We start from the raw sequence: 18,012 nt of genomic DNA on the forward strand, positions 1-18,012 counted from the left end.
TAAGGACGCTTGTTCATTGGAGATACGCCCGCGCAGGGTAAATTGCAATCAACGGCGTATCGCCAGCCGGGCGGCAAGCCATGCAACGAACATCGCCGCAAAGTCAACCAACAGCCAATCGCGCACCGCATCTGCGTCCGAAAACCCGAACGGCGTCAGATATAGCGCAAGACCCGACATCTGATCCGGCACAGCCACGAACACCAGCGCAAGGACATTGTTCACCAGATGCACGGCAATCGCCGGACCAAGCGTGCCCGCCCGCGCCGTCAGATCCGCCATCAGCACTCCAAAGACGGTGGCCCATACCGCAACCATCATGGCATTGTCGCCCAGCATATCAGGCTGGTAGTGCAACAGACCGAAAAGGCCCGACGGCACAATCATCCAGATCAGCGGAGACTGAAACCGCGCCGCCAGCTGTTGCTGAACATAGCCGCGAAAGAACACCTCCTCCGCACCCACCTGGATCAGCAAGGCGAGGATCGAAAACGGCAAAATGGCCAACCAAGGCCCAAAAGACAGGTTGGCCGTCAGACCCTCTCCCATGCCCCAGGGCGGCAGAATGGCAAGAACCACATTCAGCAGGATCAGGAGGGCGCAAACCCGCACAAACTGCGCGACCAGAACGGGCCACGGCCCCAGAACGGACCGCAAGGGACGTTGGTGCATCACCCGCGCAGCAAGGCCCGTGGCCGGAATGATCATGCCGAAACTGATCAGAAACACAATCACGGCAAGGGGCGTACTGCCAGCCACCATCTGCTGATGCAGTATCTCAGATCGGGCACCAAACAGCGTATAGACACTGGCAAAAAAGACCTGGTTCAGCGTCACATAGACGATGCCCGCCACAAACACGCCCACCAGCAAACGCCAAAGCTGATCATAGGCCCGCGCCGGGGCGACAAGGACTTCATGCGCCCGATAGTCGGGCCTCCCGCTCAACGGCTTTCTGCCTTGGCCGTGATCGGCGGGGCGGGCGACTGCTCATCTGGGTTGATAACAATGCCGGACGCAATCAGCCTTTCCGCAGCACCGGTCAGATGCCCGCCCACCGTCTTCAGCAGGCTCAGAAGGACCGTGTTGTCCCCTTCGACAACAGCCCGGAACTGATCCGCCCCGATACGCAGAAACTTGGTCTTTTCAACGGCCACCAGATCCAGTTGGCGTGGCTCATCAATCAAGACCGCCAGATCGCCAATCAACCGCCCCGGTTCAACGTTGGTGACATGGTGCAGCACACCGTCTTCATCGGTGTATCCCATCTCTCCCAGACCGGACAAACACAGGTAAGCCGCGTCCGGCCTGTCACCTGCGGTAAAGATCCGGGTGCCGGGCTCGACCTCATACCATTGCGCCGCAAAGGCCAGCAGCCGCTGGTTGCGCGCATCCAGATCGGAAAACAGATCCGCGCGCGCCAGAATACGCATCTTGCGGCGCAGGTCTTCGGAGCCGCTCGCTTCATCCAGCATGGTGTCTGTTTCAGCCAGCCCGTCCACGTGACCATTGCGGATGACCACATGCATGTCGAAATCCTGTGGATTTTCGAACTTGTCATCCAGATAGATCTGCGTGGCTTCCGGCAGCAGGTCCTGCAACCTGTCGCGAATGGCAGAGCGGGCTTCGGCATCCTGATCGTCCAGAACCCGGTCAAATATCATCAGATCCGGGCGTTTGATCACCGCGCGCCCAATTGCGGCCCGTTCCTGGAAGATTGCATTGAGGTTGCTGCCGCCAATCGATGTCGGAATATCAAACAGCATCGTCGCCACGTCCCGCCGCAGATCATGTTTGCGCAACACATCCGCCACCACGTCCTGCACCAGATCGGCCTGCAATCCGGCCACGGCAGAAATCCGGCCAAACAGCAGGTTTTCAAGGATCGTCAGGCGCGGAATGTAGGTGTCATATTCAATCGGAATGAACATCTCTTTCGCCCGCTCCCGCAGCGCAGGACCCTGCGCGCGCCGGATCTCAAGAATTTCCTCTTTGAAGCTTTCCGGAAAGGTTGGCCCGATCTGCTCTGCGGTGAAGGCAAAGGGGACGGTCAGCAGCAGCGTGAACTCTTCTTCCGTCAGGGCCGCATCGCCCTTCTCCCTGCGGCGGGTCGCGATTTCCACCAGCCGCTCATACAGGGCTTCTTCAATATCCAACGCCGTGAACAACGGATGCCCGGTGCCATCGCGCCCAAAGGTCTGGCGCAAGGTTTCGACCAATGTCTGCGAGATCGCAATGATCTGCGCGCCCAACCCATGCTCCATCACCATGCCAAGGAAGGCCTTCTCACCGGCCAGCCCTTCAATGCTGATGTTGCGGCGGGGCGCGGCAAACATCAGGTTCCCGCCCAGCGGCACCGCCGGATTGAACCGTTCCGGGTCCATCCGGTAAACCACCTTGTCCAGACCGTCCTCCTGCAACCGCGCGTGCACTTCGTCGCGCAAACCGACCAGCCGCGCCGTCAATTCGGGGTGCTGTTCGGGGTCGACTTTCTGATGCATCATCCGCTCGAACAGCAACTGCCCGGTGCCCAGCGCCTCCACCACCTGGAACCACCAGCGATAAATGTCATCGCTGTTATCAAGATCGGCCAGCGCCGGGTCGAGCCAATCCGCCTTGGTGCTGTCCAGACTGTTGCCGGAGCGGAACGCCTCAATCGCAGTGCGGTCCAGATGCTTGGGGTCCCACAGCACCGTCTTCGGGCTGGTCCTGAGCGGCATCAGCAGGTTGTCCCCCACCGATCCACGGAACAGATAGGGCTGTGCACGGGCATACCCGATGCGCGCGGCCAGCACCGATTGGTGGAGCGTCGACACATCATGCCCCGCCAGCGTGACTTTCCCGCGTACCGGCAGAATCTCCCGCGTCAGCACCTCTGCAAAGGCCGTTCGTTCAGATTGCGCAGGAATTTCCATCGCCACACGGCTGCCTGCCGGAATGGTCAGGCTCACGTCTTCCAGCAACAGGTTCCCGTCCATGTTCCGAACGGTCACGTTTTCCAGCTCGATATCACCACGCAGATGCGGGATCTCATCGGGCTGACCTGAAATCAGGTCCTCATCAATCATGTTCCGCGGGGCAAACCGCTCCGTCACGATATCCCAGCGCAGCGACATGTCCTGCGTCTGGTTGTAATAAGTCAGCAATTCCTTCCACGGGCTGCTAAGATCCTTGTACGCCGCCAGCGCCGCCACCAACGCACCGACAGTGATCTCTCCTTTGATGGCCAGATACCCGCCGACGGAATAGAAAAAGAATGGCGTCAGCTGGGTGATGAAGTTGTTGAGAAACTTCATGAAGAATTTTTTCTGGTAGATGCGGAACCGCACATCAAAGAGCCGCCCCAGACGGTCCGTATATTGCGCCATGCGCAGACGCCAGCCGCCGTTGGTGCGCAGATCAGTGATGCCCGCCGCTGTCTCGCCAATCTCTCCGGCCAGCAAACGCACTTCGCCAATCCGTTCCTTGTTCAGCAGGTTGATCTGCCGCTGCAACAGCGGGATCACATAGGCCTGCAACGGGATCAGCGCGACCCCCGCAAGCCCGAACCAGAAGGATTGCAGAAACAGGAACAAGACGATGATCGCCATCTGCCCGGCCTGAAACACCGGCTGCGCCACCGCATCGCCCATCAGCCCGCCCATCGGCTCCGCCTCAGAGGTGACCATGGATACCAACTCACCCTGGCTGGTGTTCTGGTAATAGCTGCGGGGGAACAGCATCATCCGGTTCAGCAATTGATACCGGAACCGGCGCAGCATCCGCTCGGCTAGCACGCCTTTCATGGTGTTCAGGCGCATCTTGAGCAACCCGTGCACCAGCACCGCCGCCAGATAGCCAAAACACAACGTCATCAGGAACTGCACCTGGCTGACTTCATAGCCAAACACGTCGATGATATCGCTATCGGCCCCGATCGCATCGTTGATGATCCGCTTAGGCAATTCCAGCGTCACATACAGAAACGGAAAGGTAAAAAGCGTGAAGGCCAGCAGATACAGCTGGTCTCGCCGGGAGTATTTCCAGATGAAAGCAAACAGGCTGCGTTCCATACGCGCGTCTCCTGCTGGGGGTGTCATGCGGCTCAGGCCCATGGTCCGCCAGAGGTCTGCCTAGCCTCCTAACTATGTCGCCTGTATGGGCAATTCAACTCATCCGGTATCTGCGGCCCCTCTTGCAGCCCACTGCGCAGCGCACTATCGAAGGGATAAACGTCCAATCGGGAGCCAAAATATGTCCAGCAACCAGCGCTTTGACAAAACAAAATTGCCCAGCCGCCATGTGACCGAAGGGCCCGCCCGCGCGCCGCACCGGTCCTATTATTACGCCATGGGCATGACCGAAGAGGAAATTCACCAGCCCCTCGTCGGCGTGGCCACCTGCTGGAACGAAGCGGCCCCGTGTAACATCGCCCTCTCGCGTCAGGCGCAGGCCGTGAAGATCGGCGTCAAGGCCGAACAGGGCACGCCCCGCGAGTTTACTACCATCACCGTCACCGACGGCATCGCCATGGGCCACGAAGGCATGCGCTCCTCCCTCGCCTCCCGCGAAGCGATCGCCGACACGGTTGAACTGACCATGCGCGGCCATTGTTACGACGCGATCGTGGGTCTCGCGGGTTGTGACAAATCCCTCCCCGGCATGATGATGGCGATGATCCGCCTGAATGTGCCGTCTGTCTTCCTCTACGGTGGCTCCATCCTGCCCGGCAAAGCACCCAAGGGCGCGGACGTCCCCCAGTCTTTCGCTGAACGTGACCTCACCGTGCAGGACATGTTCGAAGCCGTCGGCAACTACCAATCCGGCACCATGACCGAAGCGGAGCTTGAAATCCTCGAACGCGTCGCCTGCCCCTCTGCCGGTGCCTGCGGTGGCCAGTTCACCGCCAACACCATGGCCTGCGTGTCCGAGGCCATCGGCCTCGCGCTGCCCAACTCCTCCGGCATGCCCGCGCCCTACAAGGACCGCGACGAGTATGGCCAAGCCTCCGGCGCTGCCGTCATGCACCTGATCGAAAAAAACATCCGCGCCCGCGACATCTGCACCCGCGAAGCCTTTGAAAACGCCGCGCGCATCGTCGCCTGCACCGGTGGCTCCACCAACGCGGGCCTCCACCTGCCCGCGATGGCGCATGAAGCGGGCATCGAGTTCTTCCTTGATGACGTCTGCGAGATTTTCCGCGACACGCCCCACTTCGTCGATATGAAGCCCGGAGGCGCCTACGTGGCAAAAGACCTCTATGAAGCGGGCGGCGTACCGGTGGTGATGAAAGAACTGCGCAAAGCGGGTCTGATCCACACCGACTGCATGACCGCGACGGGGTATTCTATGGGCGAGGAACTCGACAAGATCGAACGCGAGGCCGACGGCAAGGTCATCCACGCCGTCACCAACCCGATCAGCACGACGGGTGGTGTCGTGGGCCTCAAAGGCAACCTTGCCCCCGAAGGTGCCATCGTGAAAATAGCCGGCATGGCCGAAGAAGACATCGTCTTCACCGGCCCCGCGCTGATCTTTGAGTGTGAACAAGACGCCTTTGAAGCCGTGCAAAACCGCACCTACGCCGAAGGCGATGTGTTCGTGATCCGCAACGAAGGCCCGCGCGGCGGACCGGGCATGCGCGAAATGCTGGCGACCACGGCGGCGCTGTCTGGCCAAGGCATGGGCAAGAAAGTCGCCCTGATCACCGACGGCCGCTTCTCCGGTGCCACACGCGGCTTCTGCATTGGCCACGTCGGTCCGGAAGCGGCCATGGGCGGGCCCATCGGTCTGCTCAAGAATGGCGACATGATCACCATCGACGCCCGCAAAGGGACCATCGACGTGGACCTGACGGACGAGGAACTCGCCACCCGCAAAGCCGCATGGCCGGGGCCGCGTGAAACCAACTACGCCTCCGGCGCGCTGTGGAAATACGCCCAGCTTGTCGGCCCAACCTACCTTGGTGCCGTCACCCACCCCGGTGCAGTTGCGGAAACGCATGATTACATGGATCTCTAAAGGCGGGGCCGCGCTCTGCGGCCTCTTCTTGCTCAGCGCTTGTGAAGAGGGCGACGCCTTCCTCGCAGGCCTGGCACCCGCCCCACAGGAACCCACGCGGCAGGCCACAATGGCCAGCGGCGCGGTGACAATCGCAGCACCGCAAGGCTATTGCATCGACAACCGCGCATTGGGCCAGCGGTTCGCCCTGATGGCGCGCTGCGATGTGATCAGCGGTCAGGGCAACGCGGCCGCACCGCTGTCGATCATCACCGTCAGCCTGTCTCCGGCCCCCGAAGGCGCACCTTTGCCCACCGCACAGGTCACAGCCGCCGCACTCGGCCTCAGCAACGTGCAGAACACGACCCAAAGGCGCGACACCGTTATCTTCCGCGCAGACGGTCCCGCGCCGTCACAGGCGCTGGACGGAACGCACTGGCGCGGCACCGCGCTGATCGGCAATCAGATCATGGGCGTTGCCCTTTATGGCCCGGCGGGACGTCCGCCCATCGGCCGCGAAGGGCGGGGCATTCTGGCTGACCTCATTGCGGGGACAAAGACAGCGGAGTGAGCTATTGTTTCTCATATGGAAACATCCGAGCAAACCGTTGGACATTGTCCCCGGTTCATTAGTAAGAAACCTCTACGCTGCATAAACCAGGCGCAAATCACGAGGCCCTCAGAACCATGTCCAAGATCGGTTTCGGTTTTATCGAAGGGAAGGTCTTTTCCAAGACCCTCGCCAAATGGGCGCGGGCGGCGCGCCGGGCCCCCACCACCGACCTGTCCATCCTGCGCCGCCAGCGCAGCAAGGCGCGGTTGCTGAAAACCCATCTGGACCGCCTGATCCACACCGCTGACAACCGGCTTGCCCTGCCCGTGCTCGGCTCCACCAGCTTTCCCAAACCGCACAACGCGGATTGGGCCTGGCGGCCTGAACTCTGGCGTGGCCCGCTCGCCACGCCGGGGCTGTCTTCTGTTCAGACCAAGTCGATGCTGGGCGATGAAATCACCCTGTTTCACGACTGCACCCGGTCCGAACTGACCCTGCGCCAATTGCGCAACCAGCGGGAAGAAGACCTCGCCCCTTACGGGTTGCGCATGGACGTCTTCAAATTCGACGGCTCTTTCCTGTCGCTGGTGATCGACCTGCCGGAAGAAGCGGTCACAGACCTCAAACGCACGCATCTGCTGCGCATGGACGCCATTGTGGAGATGGAAAAGCCGCTTGAAATCTTCACCCGCCTGAACATCCGCAACGGCCCCAACACCGAACAGATGGTCCGCGAAATGCCATTGAGCGAAGAACACCACCGCACCGAATTCGATCTGGCCTATTCCAACCTGAACGAAAAACGGGTGGAGCGGGCATGGATCGACATCATTTTCGAAGGCCCCGAAATGAATCAGGTGATCCTGCGCGACCTGACGTTCACCCGCCGTCCCCGCGCGCACCTCTGACAAGGACCCGGTATGACCAATTTGCTCCTGACAAAGACCAAGATCCAACAGGGCCGGTGGCAGGGCCAGATCACCAATGCCGTGGACGAACCACAGATCAATGTCACGCACCTGAACCAAACGGTCGATGGCGTCACCCTCACTGCGGATGACACACCGGGCAAATGGGCCCTCGAAATCCCCATCCCGTCAGAGGCGATTGCCGATGGGGTGCAGACCCTGATCATCACCGACACGGCCAGCGGCGATCAACTGGGGCATATCACCCTGATGGCCGGAGAAGTCATGGGCGACGACATCCGCGCCGAAATGGACCTCTTGCGCGCTGAACTTGACATGCTCAAACGCGCCTTCCGCCGCCACTGCCTCGAAACCAGCTGACCCTCACGGTGACCGCCCCGCCCGAAAGCGGGGCAGCTCCCGGATCAGGCCTTTTGCTCACCCAGATCAAACACCAGACGCAGGGTCACCGGTGAGACCCGCGTGATCCCCGGCAGGTCCGCCAGTTCCATCAGCTTGTCGATGCCCGCCATCAGGCCCACATCTTCCATGCTCAGCATGATCATGTCGTTTGTGCTGACCATGACCCTGTCTTCGCTCAGGCGCAGAATGTACATGTCCGCATAAAGCTCAACCTCTGAACCGACCAACGTCAAAGCCGCATCCGCCTCAAGGACGGTGCTTTCGCCGACAGCAAGATCGGCAACCTCCGCCATATCAATCTGAGCCGCGATTTCCGCTTTCGGCGCGTTCTTGAACACATATTCGATCATGCGCTCGTTGCGGATGTCGATGTTCGTCTCCACCGACGCCAGATCAATGGTAAGGGATACCGCCCCCTCCGCGCTCACCCTGCCGCTGAGCCCGCTGAAATGATGCACCTCACCGTTGCTGTCGCTCTTCACCGACCCAAACGCCACGCGCGACGCATCGCCGTTCAACGTCCAGCTTTCTGCCGACGCAAAACCGCCTATCGCTGTGATCAACCCGGCCAATGCCAATGTTTTGAGTTTGTGCACGGGCAATCCCTCCCCTAATGTTGGACATATGCGCGACCACCGCGCACCCCGGCAGGGTTTTTGGCCCCGCTGATCTATCAACACCCAAGGGAGCGGGTTTATTCGCCTGGGATCGAAAAAATCGGCGCGTGACCATGTGGCCGCAGGGTTGGAGGCGGTCTACCCCCGCCTCTGGCGCTTCGCGCTCAGCCTGTCCGGGACCCGTGCAGGCGCGGATGATCTGGCCCAGCGCACCTGTGAACGCGCGCTCGACCGCGCCGAACAATTTGACCCCGACACCCATCTGGACCGCTGGATGCTGACCATGGCGCGGCGCATCTGGCTGAATGAAATGCGCGCACAGACTGTCCGGCGCGGCAACGGTCTGGTGCCGGTTGAGGACGCCGACCTTGTGTCACCGGAATTTTCGGCAGATGCGAATATTTATCTGGGTGAAGTGTTTAATGCGATAGGGGCTCTGCCTGAAAGCCAGCGGGAAACCGTCATGCTGGTCTACGTAGAGGGGTACGCATACAAAGAGGCCGCCCAGATGCTGGACGTGCCCATCGGAACCGTGATGAGCAGGCTCGCCGCAGCCCGCAAGACAATCGCCGGGGCTTTCCCGGAGAGGAGCGCAATGCCATGAGTGGGCATGAAACACAGTTCACAGATGCCGATCTGACCGGTTATCTGGATGGCGCGCTGGACGCGGAGAGGGCGGCTGCGATTGATGCAGCGCTCGAAACCGATGCCGATCTGGGCGCGCGGTTGATGGCGCTCGACATCCCGCTGGCGGACATTGGCCGCGCCATGGACCCCGCGCTGCTGGGCGCGCCCGCCCTGCCTGCCCACCTCCTCGCCGCACCCGAACAACAGCCCACAGCACCTGCCAAACGTGGCGTGATTTCCTCCTGGCTGATGCCCGCCGCCATCGCGGCCTCTTTCGCAGCGGGCGTCTGGATCACCCCCATCGTGCGCCCCGACGCGCCGCCCCTGCCCGTCGCGGCCACCGGTGGCTGGATCGATTCCATCGCCTCCTATCAAGCGCTTTATGTGACGGAGACACTTGCCGATGCGATGCCAAACGCGGCAGAAACCAGCGCCGTTCTGGCACAGGCCCAATCCGCTCTCGGCGTCGCCATGGCCCCGGCCACAGACGTCGCCGCCCTGGATTTCAAACGCGCGCAGATGCTGGGTTTCAAAGGCAAACCTCTGCTGCAAATGGCGTATCTGTCTGCCGACGGCACACCATTCGCGCTCTGCGTCACCGCCGTCTCCGGTGAAGATCGCGGTGCCAAAACCACCCAGAGCCATGGTTTGACCGGGGTCAGCTGGGTGGAAAACGGCGTGGGTTACCTGCTGATCGGGGGCACCGATGCAGAGGTGGTTGAGGCGCTGTCAGCACAGGTTCAAGCGGTGATCTGATGCAGGGTGCGCATTCACGGCGCCCCCCTTCAATCACCCCGCACGCATTGGTGCGCAATGAATGCGCACCCTACGGCGGACCACGTCAATCATACCGCAACGCCGTCGCCTTCCCCCGGAAGATGTAATACGACAGCACCGTGTACCCCAAAATCGCTGGCAGCACGAACAACGTCCCCAGCAGGATGATGAACAGGCTCTCCGGTGCGGACGCGGCCTCGTAAATGGTGATCTTCTCCGGCACCACATACGGATAGAACGAATAGGCCATCCCGCCATAGGCCAGCGTGAACAGGCCCGTTGCTGCCGCAAAGGGCGTCCACGCCCACTGATCGTCCCGGAACGGCAAGCGCGACAGCTTCCACCACAGGAACCCCACCAGCGCCGCTGACAGGATCGGCAGCGGCGACAGGTACAGCATCTCAGGCCAGCTGAACCATTTGTCAAAAATCCGCACGCTGACAAACGGTGTCGCGAGTGAAATCGCCGCAATACCTGCAACAAGCCCCCAGATCCCGCCCTTGGCCCAGCCAATGGCGCGTTCCTGCAACGCCCCTTCGGTTTTCCAGATCAGCCACGCGGCCCCGATGAAACTATACCCCACCGTCAGGAACACCGCCGTCAGCAGCGCAAAACCCACGTGCGGCAATGTCCAGGTCAGACCCATGATGTACATGCCCAACATGAACCCCTGGCTGAGCGAGGCCATCAAAGACCCCGCAAAGAACGCGCCGTTCCACATGCGCTTCTGCGCAATCGGGGCTTTGGCGCGCATCTCGAACGACACCCCGCGCAGGATCAACCCGATCAGCATCACGAACACGGGCAGATACAGCGCCGTCAGGATCACCCCATGCGCAGGCGGAAACGCCACCAGCAACAGCCCCACGGCCAGCACCAGCCACGTCTCGTTCGCATCCCAGAACGGCCCGATTGAGGCGACAAGCCGATCCTTCTGATCCTCCTCCGCCAAGGGCATCAGCAATCCCACACCCAGATCAAACCCATCCAGTACAACGTAAATCAGGATCGACAGCCCCATCAGCGCCGCGAACGTCCACGGCAGCCAAACAGCGGGGTCTCCAAAGTAATCCATGCCTATTCTCCTGGCTGCAAAGCGGCAACGTTGGCTTCACCCCGTCGCGGATAGCCGCGGGTGGAATAGGGCTCCCCCCGCGTGGCCTTGCGTGCCAGATAGGTGATCACCCCGATGTAGGCCACAATCAGCACCGCATAGACCACCAGATAGCCAATCAGCGTGCCCAGAACCATGCCCGCAGGCACGTCGCTCACCGCGTCTTTGGTCGACAGGACGCCCTGCACCAGCCACGGCTGGCGGCCAATTTCCGTGGTGTACCAGCCTGCAAGCGTGGCAATCCAGCCGCTGAAGCTCATCGCGCAGAAGGCATAAAGCGGCAGCGTCGGCATGTGCCCGGCCCCATAGCGGCGCAGCATCCACACGCCGGCCCAGGACAGCAGCAGCATCGCCATGCCAATGCCCACCATCACCCGGAAGCTGTAGAACACCGGTGCCACGCGCGGGTGCAGCACTTCTCCGTCCTCGCTGACAAAGTCGTTCAGCCCCGGAACCACGCCGCTGGCCTTGTGTTTCAGGATCAGCGACGCACCATTCGGAATGGCGATCTCGAACCGGTTCTCCCGCGCTTCCTCATCGGGAATGGCAAACAGCACCAGCGGAATGTTCGGCCCGGTGTCCCAGTTCCCTTCCATCGCGGCGACTTTTGCGGGCTGGTATTCCAGCGTGTTCAGCCCGTGGAAATCCCCCGCCAGGATCTGCAACGGGATCAGGCTCGCGCCCGTGATGATCCCCACGCGCAGCGCGGTCTTCACGTCTTCACCGCGATCCCCCCACAGCATGCGCAAGGCGGAAATGCCCGCGATCAGGAAGGCCACCGTCAGACCCGACGCCAGCATCATGTGAATGAACCGATAGGGCATCGACGGGTTGAAAACGATCTCCCACCAGCTTGTCGCATGCACCACACCGTCAATGATCTCATACCCCTGCGGCGTGTGCATCCAGGAGTTCAGAACAATGATCCAGAAGGTCGACATCGTGGTGCCGAAGGCCACCAGAAACGTCGCCAGCGTATGCACCCAGGGCTTCACCCGAGAGGCACCGAACAACATGATCCCAAGGAACACCGCCTCCAGAAAGAAGGCCGTCATCACCTCATAGGCCAGCAGCGGCCCGGCCACGTTACCCACAATCTCCATGAACCCCGGCCAGTTGGTGCCAAACTGGAAGGACATCGTGATCCCGGACACAACGCCCATGGCAAAGGACAGGGCGAACACCTTGACCCAGAACATATAGGCATCCATCCACTTGCTTTCGCCCGTCGCGGTGAACCGCAGCCGGAAGAACAGCAAGACCCACCCCAATGCGATCGTGATCGTGGGGAACAGGATGTGAAACGAGATATTTGCACCAAACTGGATGCGCGAGAGGAGAAGTGTGTCCACCGGAAACTCCAAAACCGAAATTCATAACTGTCAGATGATAGGTATCCCCAAACCGCATGAAAAAAAGGCACTGCGACAATAGGTGCAACGCCGCTTGCCCGGCGCGAAACACCTCTGTCCCCCGTCCAGACAAAAGGCCTGCCCAACCTTGTCAGCCGGGCAGACCAATGACCGATCAAACGGAACAGACCGTTACAGTTTGCGCTTTTCCAACGCCATGCCCACGCCTGCTTTCTTCAGGCTGGCATTCACCTCCCGCAGGCTCAGGTCCGACGCAGAAACCGCCATCAGCATCATCGCCAGATCGCGTTCTTCAAACTCCGGCATCTCGGCCGCCTGCAACTCCGCCAGACTCGCAGAAAATCCACCACCCGGCAGGAAGCTGAAGAAACTCTCAGGCTCCACCTCATCAATGGCAGCACCCGACCCTGTCGGCAGCCCGGCTTGCGTCTGATCGTTGATGTCGCCGTTCACATCGAAATAGGTCGCGCGGTTCTGCGGGGTCAGCAGCACCCGTGCGGGCCGGTCCAACTGCGGCTGCAAACTGATCCCGACGCCGTCAAACACGATCACCGGTCGCAGGCGCAGCGTGACATATCCCCTCGCCTCAAAATTCGCAGGCCCCACGGGAGCCGGAAACGGATCACTGGGCAGCACCGCAATCTTGGCCGTCTCATTGGGCGCAATCGTGACGCTGGGGTTCAACACAAAGGACGGCGCCGTCAGCCCGCCCACCAGCGTCGCAGGTGTGTTGTTCACATTTGGCGTGTCGATGAAGGCGATTGTGTTGTTCGCCAGACTGCGATCCGCGTCCGTGACCGACGAGGTGACAAAATTCACCTGAAACGTCAGCTGCGTGTCTTCCAGATTCGTGATGTTCAGAAAATAGCCCTGCAAGACCGTATCCGCGGCACCGCTAGGGGATTGAGGTTTATAGATTAATTCAAAGGATGAAACTTCCATATCGTAAACTCCAAAATAAAATAAAAATCAAAAAATGGCCGAAGCCAACACGAATGGTACGCTTATCATACATCTTTTTACGAGAATCCGGCGCGCTTTCGCCCGTTCAGGGCATGATGAGCGGATTTTGGAGCACGGCCTTCGCTGAAGGTCGCAACACAGATCTGCCCCCTACCCAACGCAGGCCGCATGACCTGCCCAACGGATCAAGTAACAGATTGCAGATCACCAAAGCCGTGATAGGCCTCAAACATGGACACCACCGAAATCCCGGCTGAACCTTCAATGCCCTATGCACTTGCCGCACTTGGCGTCCTGTTTGCGTCCATCTGTTTTGGCTTTGTCCCGCTCTTCAGCCGTGGCCTGACGGATCAGGGCCTCGCCCCCTATGCCATCGCGTTCTACCGCTACATTCTGGCGGCCATGCTGCTGTTGCCGGTGACCCTGCGGTATCTGTCGCAATGGCGCGAAATCCTCTGGGGGATGGGCGCCGGGGCGGTGATGGGCATGGGGTGGATCGGCTATGTCAGCGCGCTTGAAACGGTCCCGGCCTCCACCGTCGGCGTGCTCTACATGACCTACCCGGTGTTCACCGTGCTCATTGCGTGGGTGCTGTTCCGCGAAGGGCCGACGCGCCGCAGCCTCCTTGCTTCAACGCTCATCATCCTCGCGGCAGCCATTGCAGGCGGGCCAGCCTCCGTTCCGGCCGAACAACTGCCGACGTTGCTCTTGTCGCTGGCCGCCCCCTTCGGGTTTGGCTTTGGCATCTGCGTGCTGGTCCACCGGCTGTCCCGTCTGCCGCCATTGGCGCGCATTTCTTCTGTCTCTCTTGGCTCCGTCATCGGGCTGGCACCGCTCATCCTGACCTCCGACATGGCCGAAGTACTGCCATCGGGCCGCCAGCAATGGATGCTGATTGCCGGCATCGGTCTGGTCACCGCGCTGATCCCGCAGCTGATCTACACCATCTGCTCTCCCCTCATCGGCACCACCCGCACTGCCGTGATCGGCAGCGTTGAACTGCCCACAATGTTCGCCATCGGCTTTTTCGCCTTTCAGGAGGCGATCACCGCTTCGCAAGCCATTGGCTGCGTCCTGATCCTGACCGCCATTGCCGTCACCCAAAGCAGATCAACCCGGACCGTGACCACCGTCATCGCGCGCGCGGCAAAGCGGTGATCTAATCCACCGTCACACCCGCCAGCGGTGCCAGCGCGCCGCCCCCGCCTGCATAGGCGTCTATCGCGGCATTCAACCGCTCAAGCGCCTGCGCGGAGGACAGATGCAAACTGTCATAGGCCTGAAAGTTGTGCGGCATGTCCCCCCACAGGTCGAGCGTCACCTCCGCCCCCAGCGCCTTTTGCTTCTGGGCAAACTCGATGATCATATCGCGCAGCACCTCGCGACCGCCTGCTTGCAGATACATCGGGGCAAGGCCTTCGTAATCCTGTGCAATCGGGGACAGAGCCTCCCGTCCGAACCGTTCTTCCGGGTCCAGCCACTGGCCAAACTGCAAAGCCATCCACCCCTGCACCAGATCATATCTGTCATTCTCCCGCAGGCTCGCACCCCGGTCCCCGATGTCCGTCCAGGGGCAGAACCCGGCACAGAGGGCCGGTTGCCGTTCCCCCGCCGTCTTGAGCGCCTGCAACAGCATCAACGCCATGTGTCCACCCGCGCTGTCCCCCGCCACCACGATCCTGTCGGCAGGCACCTCGGCAGTCAGATAGGCCCAGGCCGCCATCGCATCCTCCGCCTGCGCGGGGTGCGGATGTTCCGGCGTCAACCTGTAGTCCGGCGCAAACACCCGCGCGCCTGTGCGGTGGGCCAGCATCTGCGCATAGCGCGCGCTCACCCCGCCATGAAACGCATAGCCACCCCCGTGGAAGTAAAGCAGCACAACCTCCCTGCGCTGCTGTGCAGGGACATACCATTTGGCCCTGAACCCCGCTGCGGGTCGCACATGGACGTCATACACATCGTCCGTTTCAGGCTGGAGGCTGTCGAACAGCAAACGCCCCCGCGCCATGTCGCCGCCGGCCATGGCCCGCGTGAACTGATGCCGGACAAACCGGATGCCCGTCTCCATCTGCGCGTCCCAGTCAGGCGCCATGCGGCGGCCAAGGGCGTGGCGCAGCGCCGTTGCAATCGCGATATGGCTGATCCGGGCAAGGCTGCGCAGCCGCAGCAAAACGGGGCCTGCAAATGAAAGTTTGGCCATCGGGGTTTCCTTTATCTGGACACCCACACTCATTGCCTCCCCCTGGCGCTCCAATATAGAAGGATTGCGTCACATGCGAAGGGTGTCGATGGAACCGATAGCCAGATTGTTTTTGCCGCCCCCTGCCCTGTTCGGCTGCCTGCTGGTCGGCGTCTACCGCAACACGCGCGGGGCCGGGCTCAGCGCGCCGGACCGCACCAACTACTTCCCGGCTTCTCCCATGGCCACCGTGACCCTGATCCGCCATGGCAGCCTGCACATCCTGCCGCCGGGTGCCGATTGGACTGCCGCACACCACTGCCCCAGCCTGCCGCGCCTCACCGCCATGCCCCCGCAGGAAACCCCCGTCACCAGCTGGTCTCCCGGCGATGTGGAGGCGCTGACCCTCGGCATCTACCCCGATGCCTGGCGGACACTTGGGGGCGATCCCGCCTGTTCTGACGTGCCCCCGCCCCTTGCCCGCGCCCTCGCCTGCTTTGACGCGGCACCCGACCCCGAAACCGGCTGGCAGGGCGTTTGCGACACCCTCGTGCCCCACTGGACGCAGGCCCGCCCGACGCCATGGCACCGCGCCACAAACGTCACCGACTGGGTCAAGGGGATCACCACCCGCGCCGCCCTCACCGGTTCAGGCCGCAGCCTGCGCAGCGTCGAACGCCGCATGCAGCGCTTCACCGGCCAGACCCGCCGCACGCTGGAATTCTTCAGCGCCATCGAAACCCTTCAGGGCATCCTACACCGCAACACCGGCGCCCCATTGGCAGAGATCGCCCATGAGGCAGGCTATGCCGATCAATCCCACATGGGCCGCGCTGTCAGACGTGCCACCGGCTTCTCCCCCGCCCGCCTGAACCGGGCCATTCAACATGATGAACCCTTCTGGTGCTACCGCCTGCTGGGAGAGATGTTCTGACCAAGCGCCTCTGTCTCTGACCCGCCTGTCACGCAAGACCGCTTTCCCCCACGTCGAAACTGTGCCTCTATCCTGTACGGGCAGGCAGGATCACACACCATCAGGGAGCGCGGCATGAACAGGTTTGAAACCGATTATCTGATCGCTGGGGCGGGCGCTTCGGGGCTGTCCTTTGCCGACACGCTGCTTGCCGAAACGGACGCGCATATCACGTTGGTGGACAAACGCGACAAACCGGGCGGCCATTGGAACGACGCCTATCCATACGTCCGACTGCACCAACCCTCATCCTATTATGGCGTTGCATCCCGCGATCTGGGCCGTGCCATGCTCGACACGACAGGCCTCAACAAAGGCTATGAAGAACTGGCATCAGGTCAGGAGGTCGCCACCTATTTCCATACGGTGATGAAAGACCGGCTGCTGCAATCGGGGCGCGTCCGCTTCCTGCCCATGTCCGAACATCTGGGCGGCGGGGAGGTGCGGCACCTGCTCTCAAACAAAACCACCCAAATCGATGTGCGCCACCGGTTCGTGGACGCCAGATTGCTGGAAAACGGCATCCCCCTGACCCACCAGCGCACATTCGACGTGGCCGAGGGGGTGGCCTGTATCCCGCCCAACACGCTGCCGCGCATCGCCCCTCAGCACGGCCATTTCACCATCCTCGGCGCGGGCAAGACCGCGATGGACAGTGTCATCTGGCTGCTGGAGAATGGCGCGGACGCCGAACAGATCCGCTGGATCGTGCCGCGCGATCCCTGGATGATCAACCGCGCCTTCACCCAGCCCAGCGGCGCGTTCTACCGGGAAAGCTACGGCGGCACCATGCGCCAGATGGAAGCCGTGACCCAGGCCACCTCCATGGATGATCTTGCCGACAGACTGGAAGCCGCAAACCTGTGGATGCGCCTTGATCCAAACGTGCGCCCGGAGATCATGCACGGGCCAACCGTCTCAACGGCAGAACTCCACCGGCTGCGCGAAGTCCGTGACATCCTGCGTATGGGCCATGTCACCGGGATCGAACCGGGCAGCTTGGACCTGGCCGGCGGCAGCTGTCCCGCGCCCGCGGGCTCCCTCTATGTCGATTGTACCGCGCGCGCCCTTGGCCACTCCAACACTTGGCCGATCTTTCAGGAGGACCAGATCGCCCTGCAAATGATCCGCCTCTACCAGCCAACATTCAGCGCCGCCCTGATCGCCAAAATCGAAGCGAGCTTTGAGACAAACAAGGCCAGGAACGCGCTGGCCATCCCCGTACCGATGACCGACACGGTCCACAGCTGGGTCGTGTCACAACTTGCCAATGCCATGAACCAGTTCAACTGGTCGCAGAACCCCCGGATCAAGGATTGGATCGCCACCTGCCGCCTTGACGGCTTTGGCCGCGCAGGCCGCGAAGTGGACCGCTCGGATCCGGAAGTGCAGGAAATCTATAACCGCATAAAGGCGCTGTCGATGCCCGCCTTCTCCAGCATGCAGAAACTCGCCGCGACACAGTAGACGACGGATGCAATCAAAAAGGCCCGCCAATAAGACGGGCCTTTTCATCAATCACTTCA

Annotated in this window: 16 protein-coding genes; 9 read left to right on the forward strand and 7 right to left on the reverse strand. The window is 61.5% G+C overall.

The window, feature by feature from the left end:
* Window positions 1-48: 48 nt before the first annotated feature.
* Entirely contained in the window at window positions 49-948 is a 900-nt protein-coding gene (locus Q1A91_RS18110; RefSeq protein ID WP_299880821.1) for a CPBP family intramembrane glutamic endopeptidase, read from the reverse strand.
* Complete coding sequence (locus tag Q1A91_RS18115; protein ID WP_367278693.1) at window positions 945-4,079, reverse strand: ABC transporter transmembrane domain-containing protein; 3,135 nt, start codon at window positions 4,077-4,079, stop codon at window positions 945-947. Before Q1A91_RS18115 ends, Q1A91_RS18110 begins: the two co-directional genes overlap by 4 nt.
* Before the next feature lie 154 nt (window positions 4,080-4,233).
* Between Q1A91_RS18115 and ilvD the strand changes: the two genes are divergently transcribed.
* The 4 genes from ilvD (at window position 4,234) to Q1A91_RS18135 (ending at window position 7,821) form a co-directional block, all read left to right on the forward strand.
* Entirely contained in the window at window positions 4,234-6,000 is a 1,767-nt protein-coding gene (gene ilvD / locus Q1A91_RS18120; RefSeq protein ID WP_299880824.1) for a dihydroxy-acid dehydratase, read from the forward strand.
* Entirely contained in the window at window positions 5,981-6,550 is a 570-nt protein-coding gene (locus tag Q1A91_RS18125; protein WP_299880826.1) for a hypothetical protein, read from the forward strand. The genes ilvD and Q1A91_RS18125 overlap by 20 nt, the downstream gene beginning before the upstream one ends.
* A gap of 116 nt (window positions 6,551-6,666) precedes the next feature.
* Window positions 6,667-7,440 (forward strand): DUF6478 family protein, encoded by a 774-nt coding sequence (locus Q1A91_RS18130; RefSeq protein WP_299880829.1) that lies wholly within the window; start codon window positions 6,667-6,669, stop codon window positions 7,438-7,440.
* Between the two features lie 12 nt (window positions 7,441-7,452).
* Window positions 7,453-7,821: a hypothetical protein gene (locus tag Q1A91_RS18135; protein ID WP_299880832.1), complete on the forward strand. Its 369-nt coding sequence runs from the start codon at window positions 7,453-7,455 to the stop codon at window positions 7,819-7,821.
* A gap of 44 nt (window positions 7,822-7,865) precedes the next feature.
* On the opposite strand, the gene Q1A91_RS18140 is transcribed toward Q1A91_RS18135, so the two are convergent.
* On the reverse strand, window positions 7,866-8,459 hold the full coding sequence (locus Q1A91_RS18140; RefSeq protein WP_299880836.1) for a YceI family protein: 594 nt from the start codon (window positions 8,457-8,459) through the stop codon (window positions 7,866-7,868).
* Between the two features lie 136 nt (window positions 8,460-8,595).
* Between Q1A91_RS18140 and Q1A91_RS18145 the strand changes: the two genes are divergently transcribed.
* Together Q1A91_RS18145 and Q1A91_RS18150 are read left to right on the forward strand one after the other, a co-directional pair.
* Window positions 8,596-9,084, forward strand: coding sequence for an RNA polymerase sigma factor (locus Q1A91_RS18145; RefSeq protein WP_299880838.1), 489 nt, complete (start codon window positions 8,596-8,598; stop codon window positions 9,082-9,084).
* Window positions 9,081-9,863, forward strand: a complete 783-nt coding sequence (locus Q1A91_RS18150; protein ID WP_299880841.1) for a hypothetical protein — start codon at window positions 9,081-9,083, stop codon at window positions 9,861-9,863. Before Q1A91_RS18145 ends, Q1A91_RS18150 begins: the two co-directional genes overlap by 4 nt.
* Window positions 9,864-9,948: 85 nt before the next feature.
* Here the strand turns inward: Q1A91_RS18150 and Q1A91_RS18155 are convergent, their stop codons facing one another.
* The 3 genes from Q1A91_RS18155 to Q1A91_RS18165 all read right to left on the reverse strand — a co-directional run bounded on the left by Q1A91_RS18155 (window position 9,949) and on the right by Q1A91_RS18165 (window position 13,247).
* Window positions 9,949-10,959: a cytochrome d ubiquinol oxidase subunit II gene (locus tag Q1A91_RS18155; RefSeq protein WP_299880843.1), complete on the reverse strand. Its 1,011-nt coding sequence runs from the start codon at window positions 10,957-10,959 to the stop codon at window positions 9,949-9,951.
* A gap of 2 nt (window positions 10,960-10,961) precedes the next feature.
* Window positions 10,962-12,350 (reverse strand): cytochrome ubiquinol oxidase subunit I, encoded by a 1,389-nt coding sequence (locus Q1A91_RS18160; protein WP_299880846.1) that lies wholly within the window; start codon window positions 12,348-12,350, stop codon window positions 10,962-10,964.
* 192 nt (window positions 12,351-12,542) lie between these two features.
* On the reverse strand, window positions 12,543-13,247 hold the full coding sequence (locus tag Q1A91_RS18165) for a hypothetical protein (RefSeq protein ID WP_299880849.1): 705 nt from the start codon (window positions 13,245-13,247) through the stop codon (window positions 12,543-12,545).
* A gap of 318 nt (window positions 13,248-13,565) precedes the next feature.
* On the opposite strand from Q1A91_RS18165, the gene Q1A91_RS18170 reads away from it, so the two are divergent.
* Window positions 13,566-14,492 (forward strand): DMT family transporter, encoded by a 927-nt coding sequence (locus Q1A91_RS18170; RefSeq protein WP_299880852.1) that lies wholly within the window; start codon window positions 13,566-13,568, stop codon window positions 14,490-14,492.
* A gap of 1 nt (window position 14,493) precedes the next feature.
* Here Q1A91_RS18170 and Q1A91_RS18175 read toward each other — a convergent pair whose 3' ends face one another.
* The gene (locus Q1A91_RS18175; RefSeq protein ID WP_299880855.1) at window positions 14,494-15,534 is read right to left on the reverse strand and encodes an alpha/beta hydrolase fold domain-containing protein; all 1,041 of its coding nucleotides are present in this window, start codon (window positions 15,532-15,534) and stop codon (window positions 14,494-14,496) included.
* 88 nt (window positions 15,535-15,622) lie between these two features.
* Here Q1A91_RS18175 and Q1A91_RS18180 point away from each other — a divergent pair, with 88 nt between their 5' ends.
* Together Q1A91_RS18180 and Q1A91_RS18185 are read left to right on the forward strand one after the other, a co-directional pair.
* Window positions 15,623-16,447: a helix-turn-helix domain-containing protein gene (locus tag Q1A91_RS18180; RefSeq protein ID WP_299880858.1), complete on the forward strand. Its 825-nt coding sequence runs from the start codon at window positions 15,623-15,625 to the stop codon at window positions 16,445-16,447.
* Window positions 16,448-16,561: 114 nt separating this feature from the next.
* Entirely contained in the window at window positions 16,562-17,953 is a 1,392-nt protein-coding gene (locus Q1A91_RS18185; RefSeq protein WP_299880861.1) for an FAD/NAD(P)-binding protein, read from the forward strand.
* The last annotated feature ends 59 nt before the right edge of the window (window positions 17,954-18,012 follow it).

The organism is uncultured Sulfitobacter sp. (genome assembly GCF_947500075.1).
Taxonomy (GTDB): Bacteria; Pseudomonadota; Alphaproteobacteria; order Rhodobacterales; family Rhodobacteraceae; genus Sulfitobacter.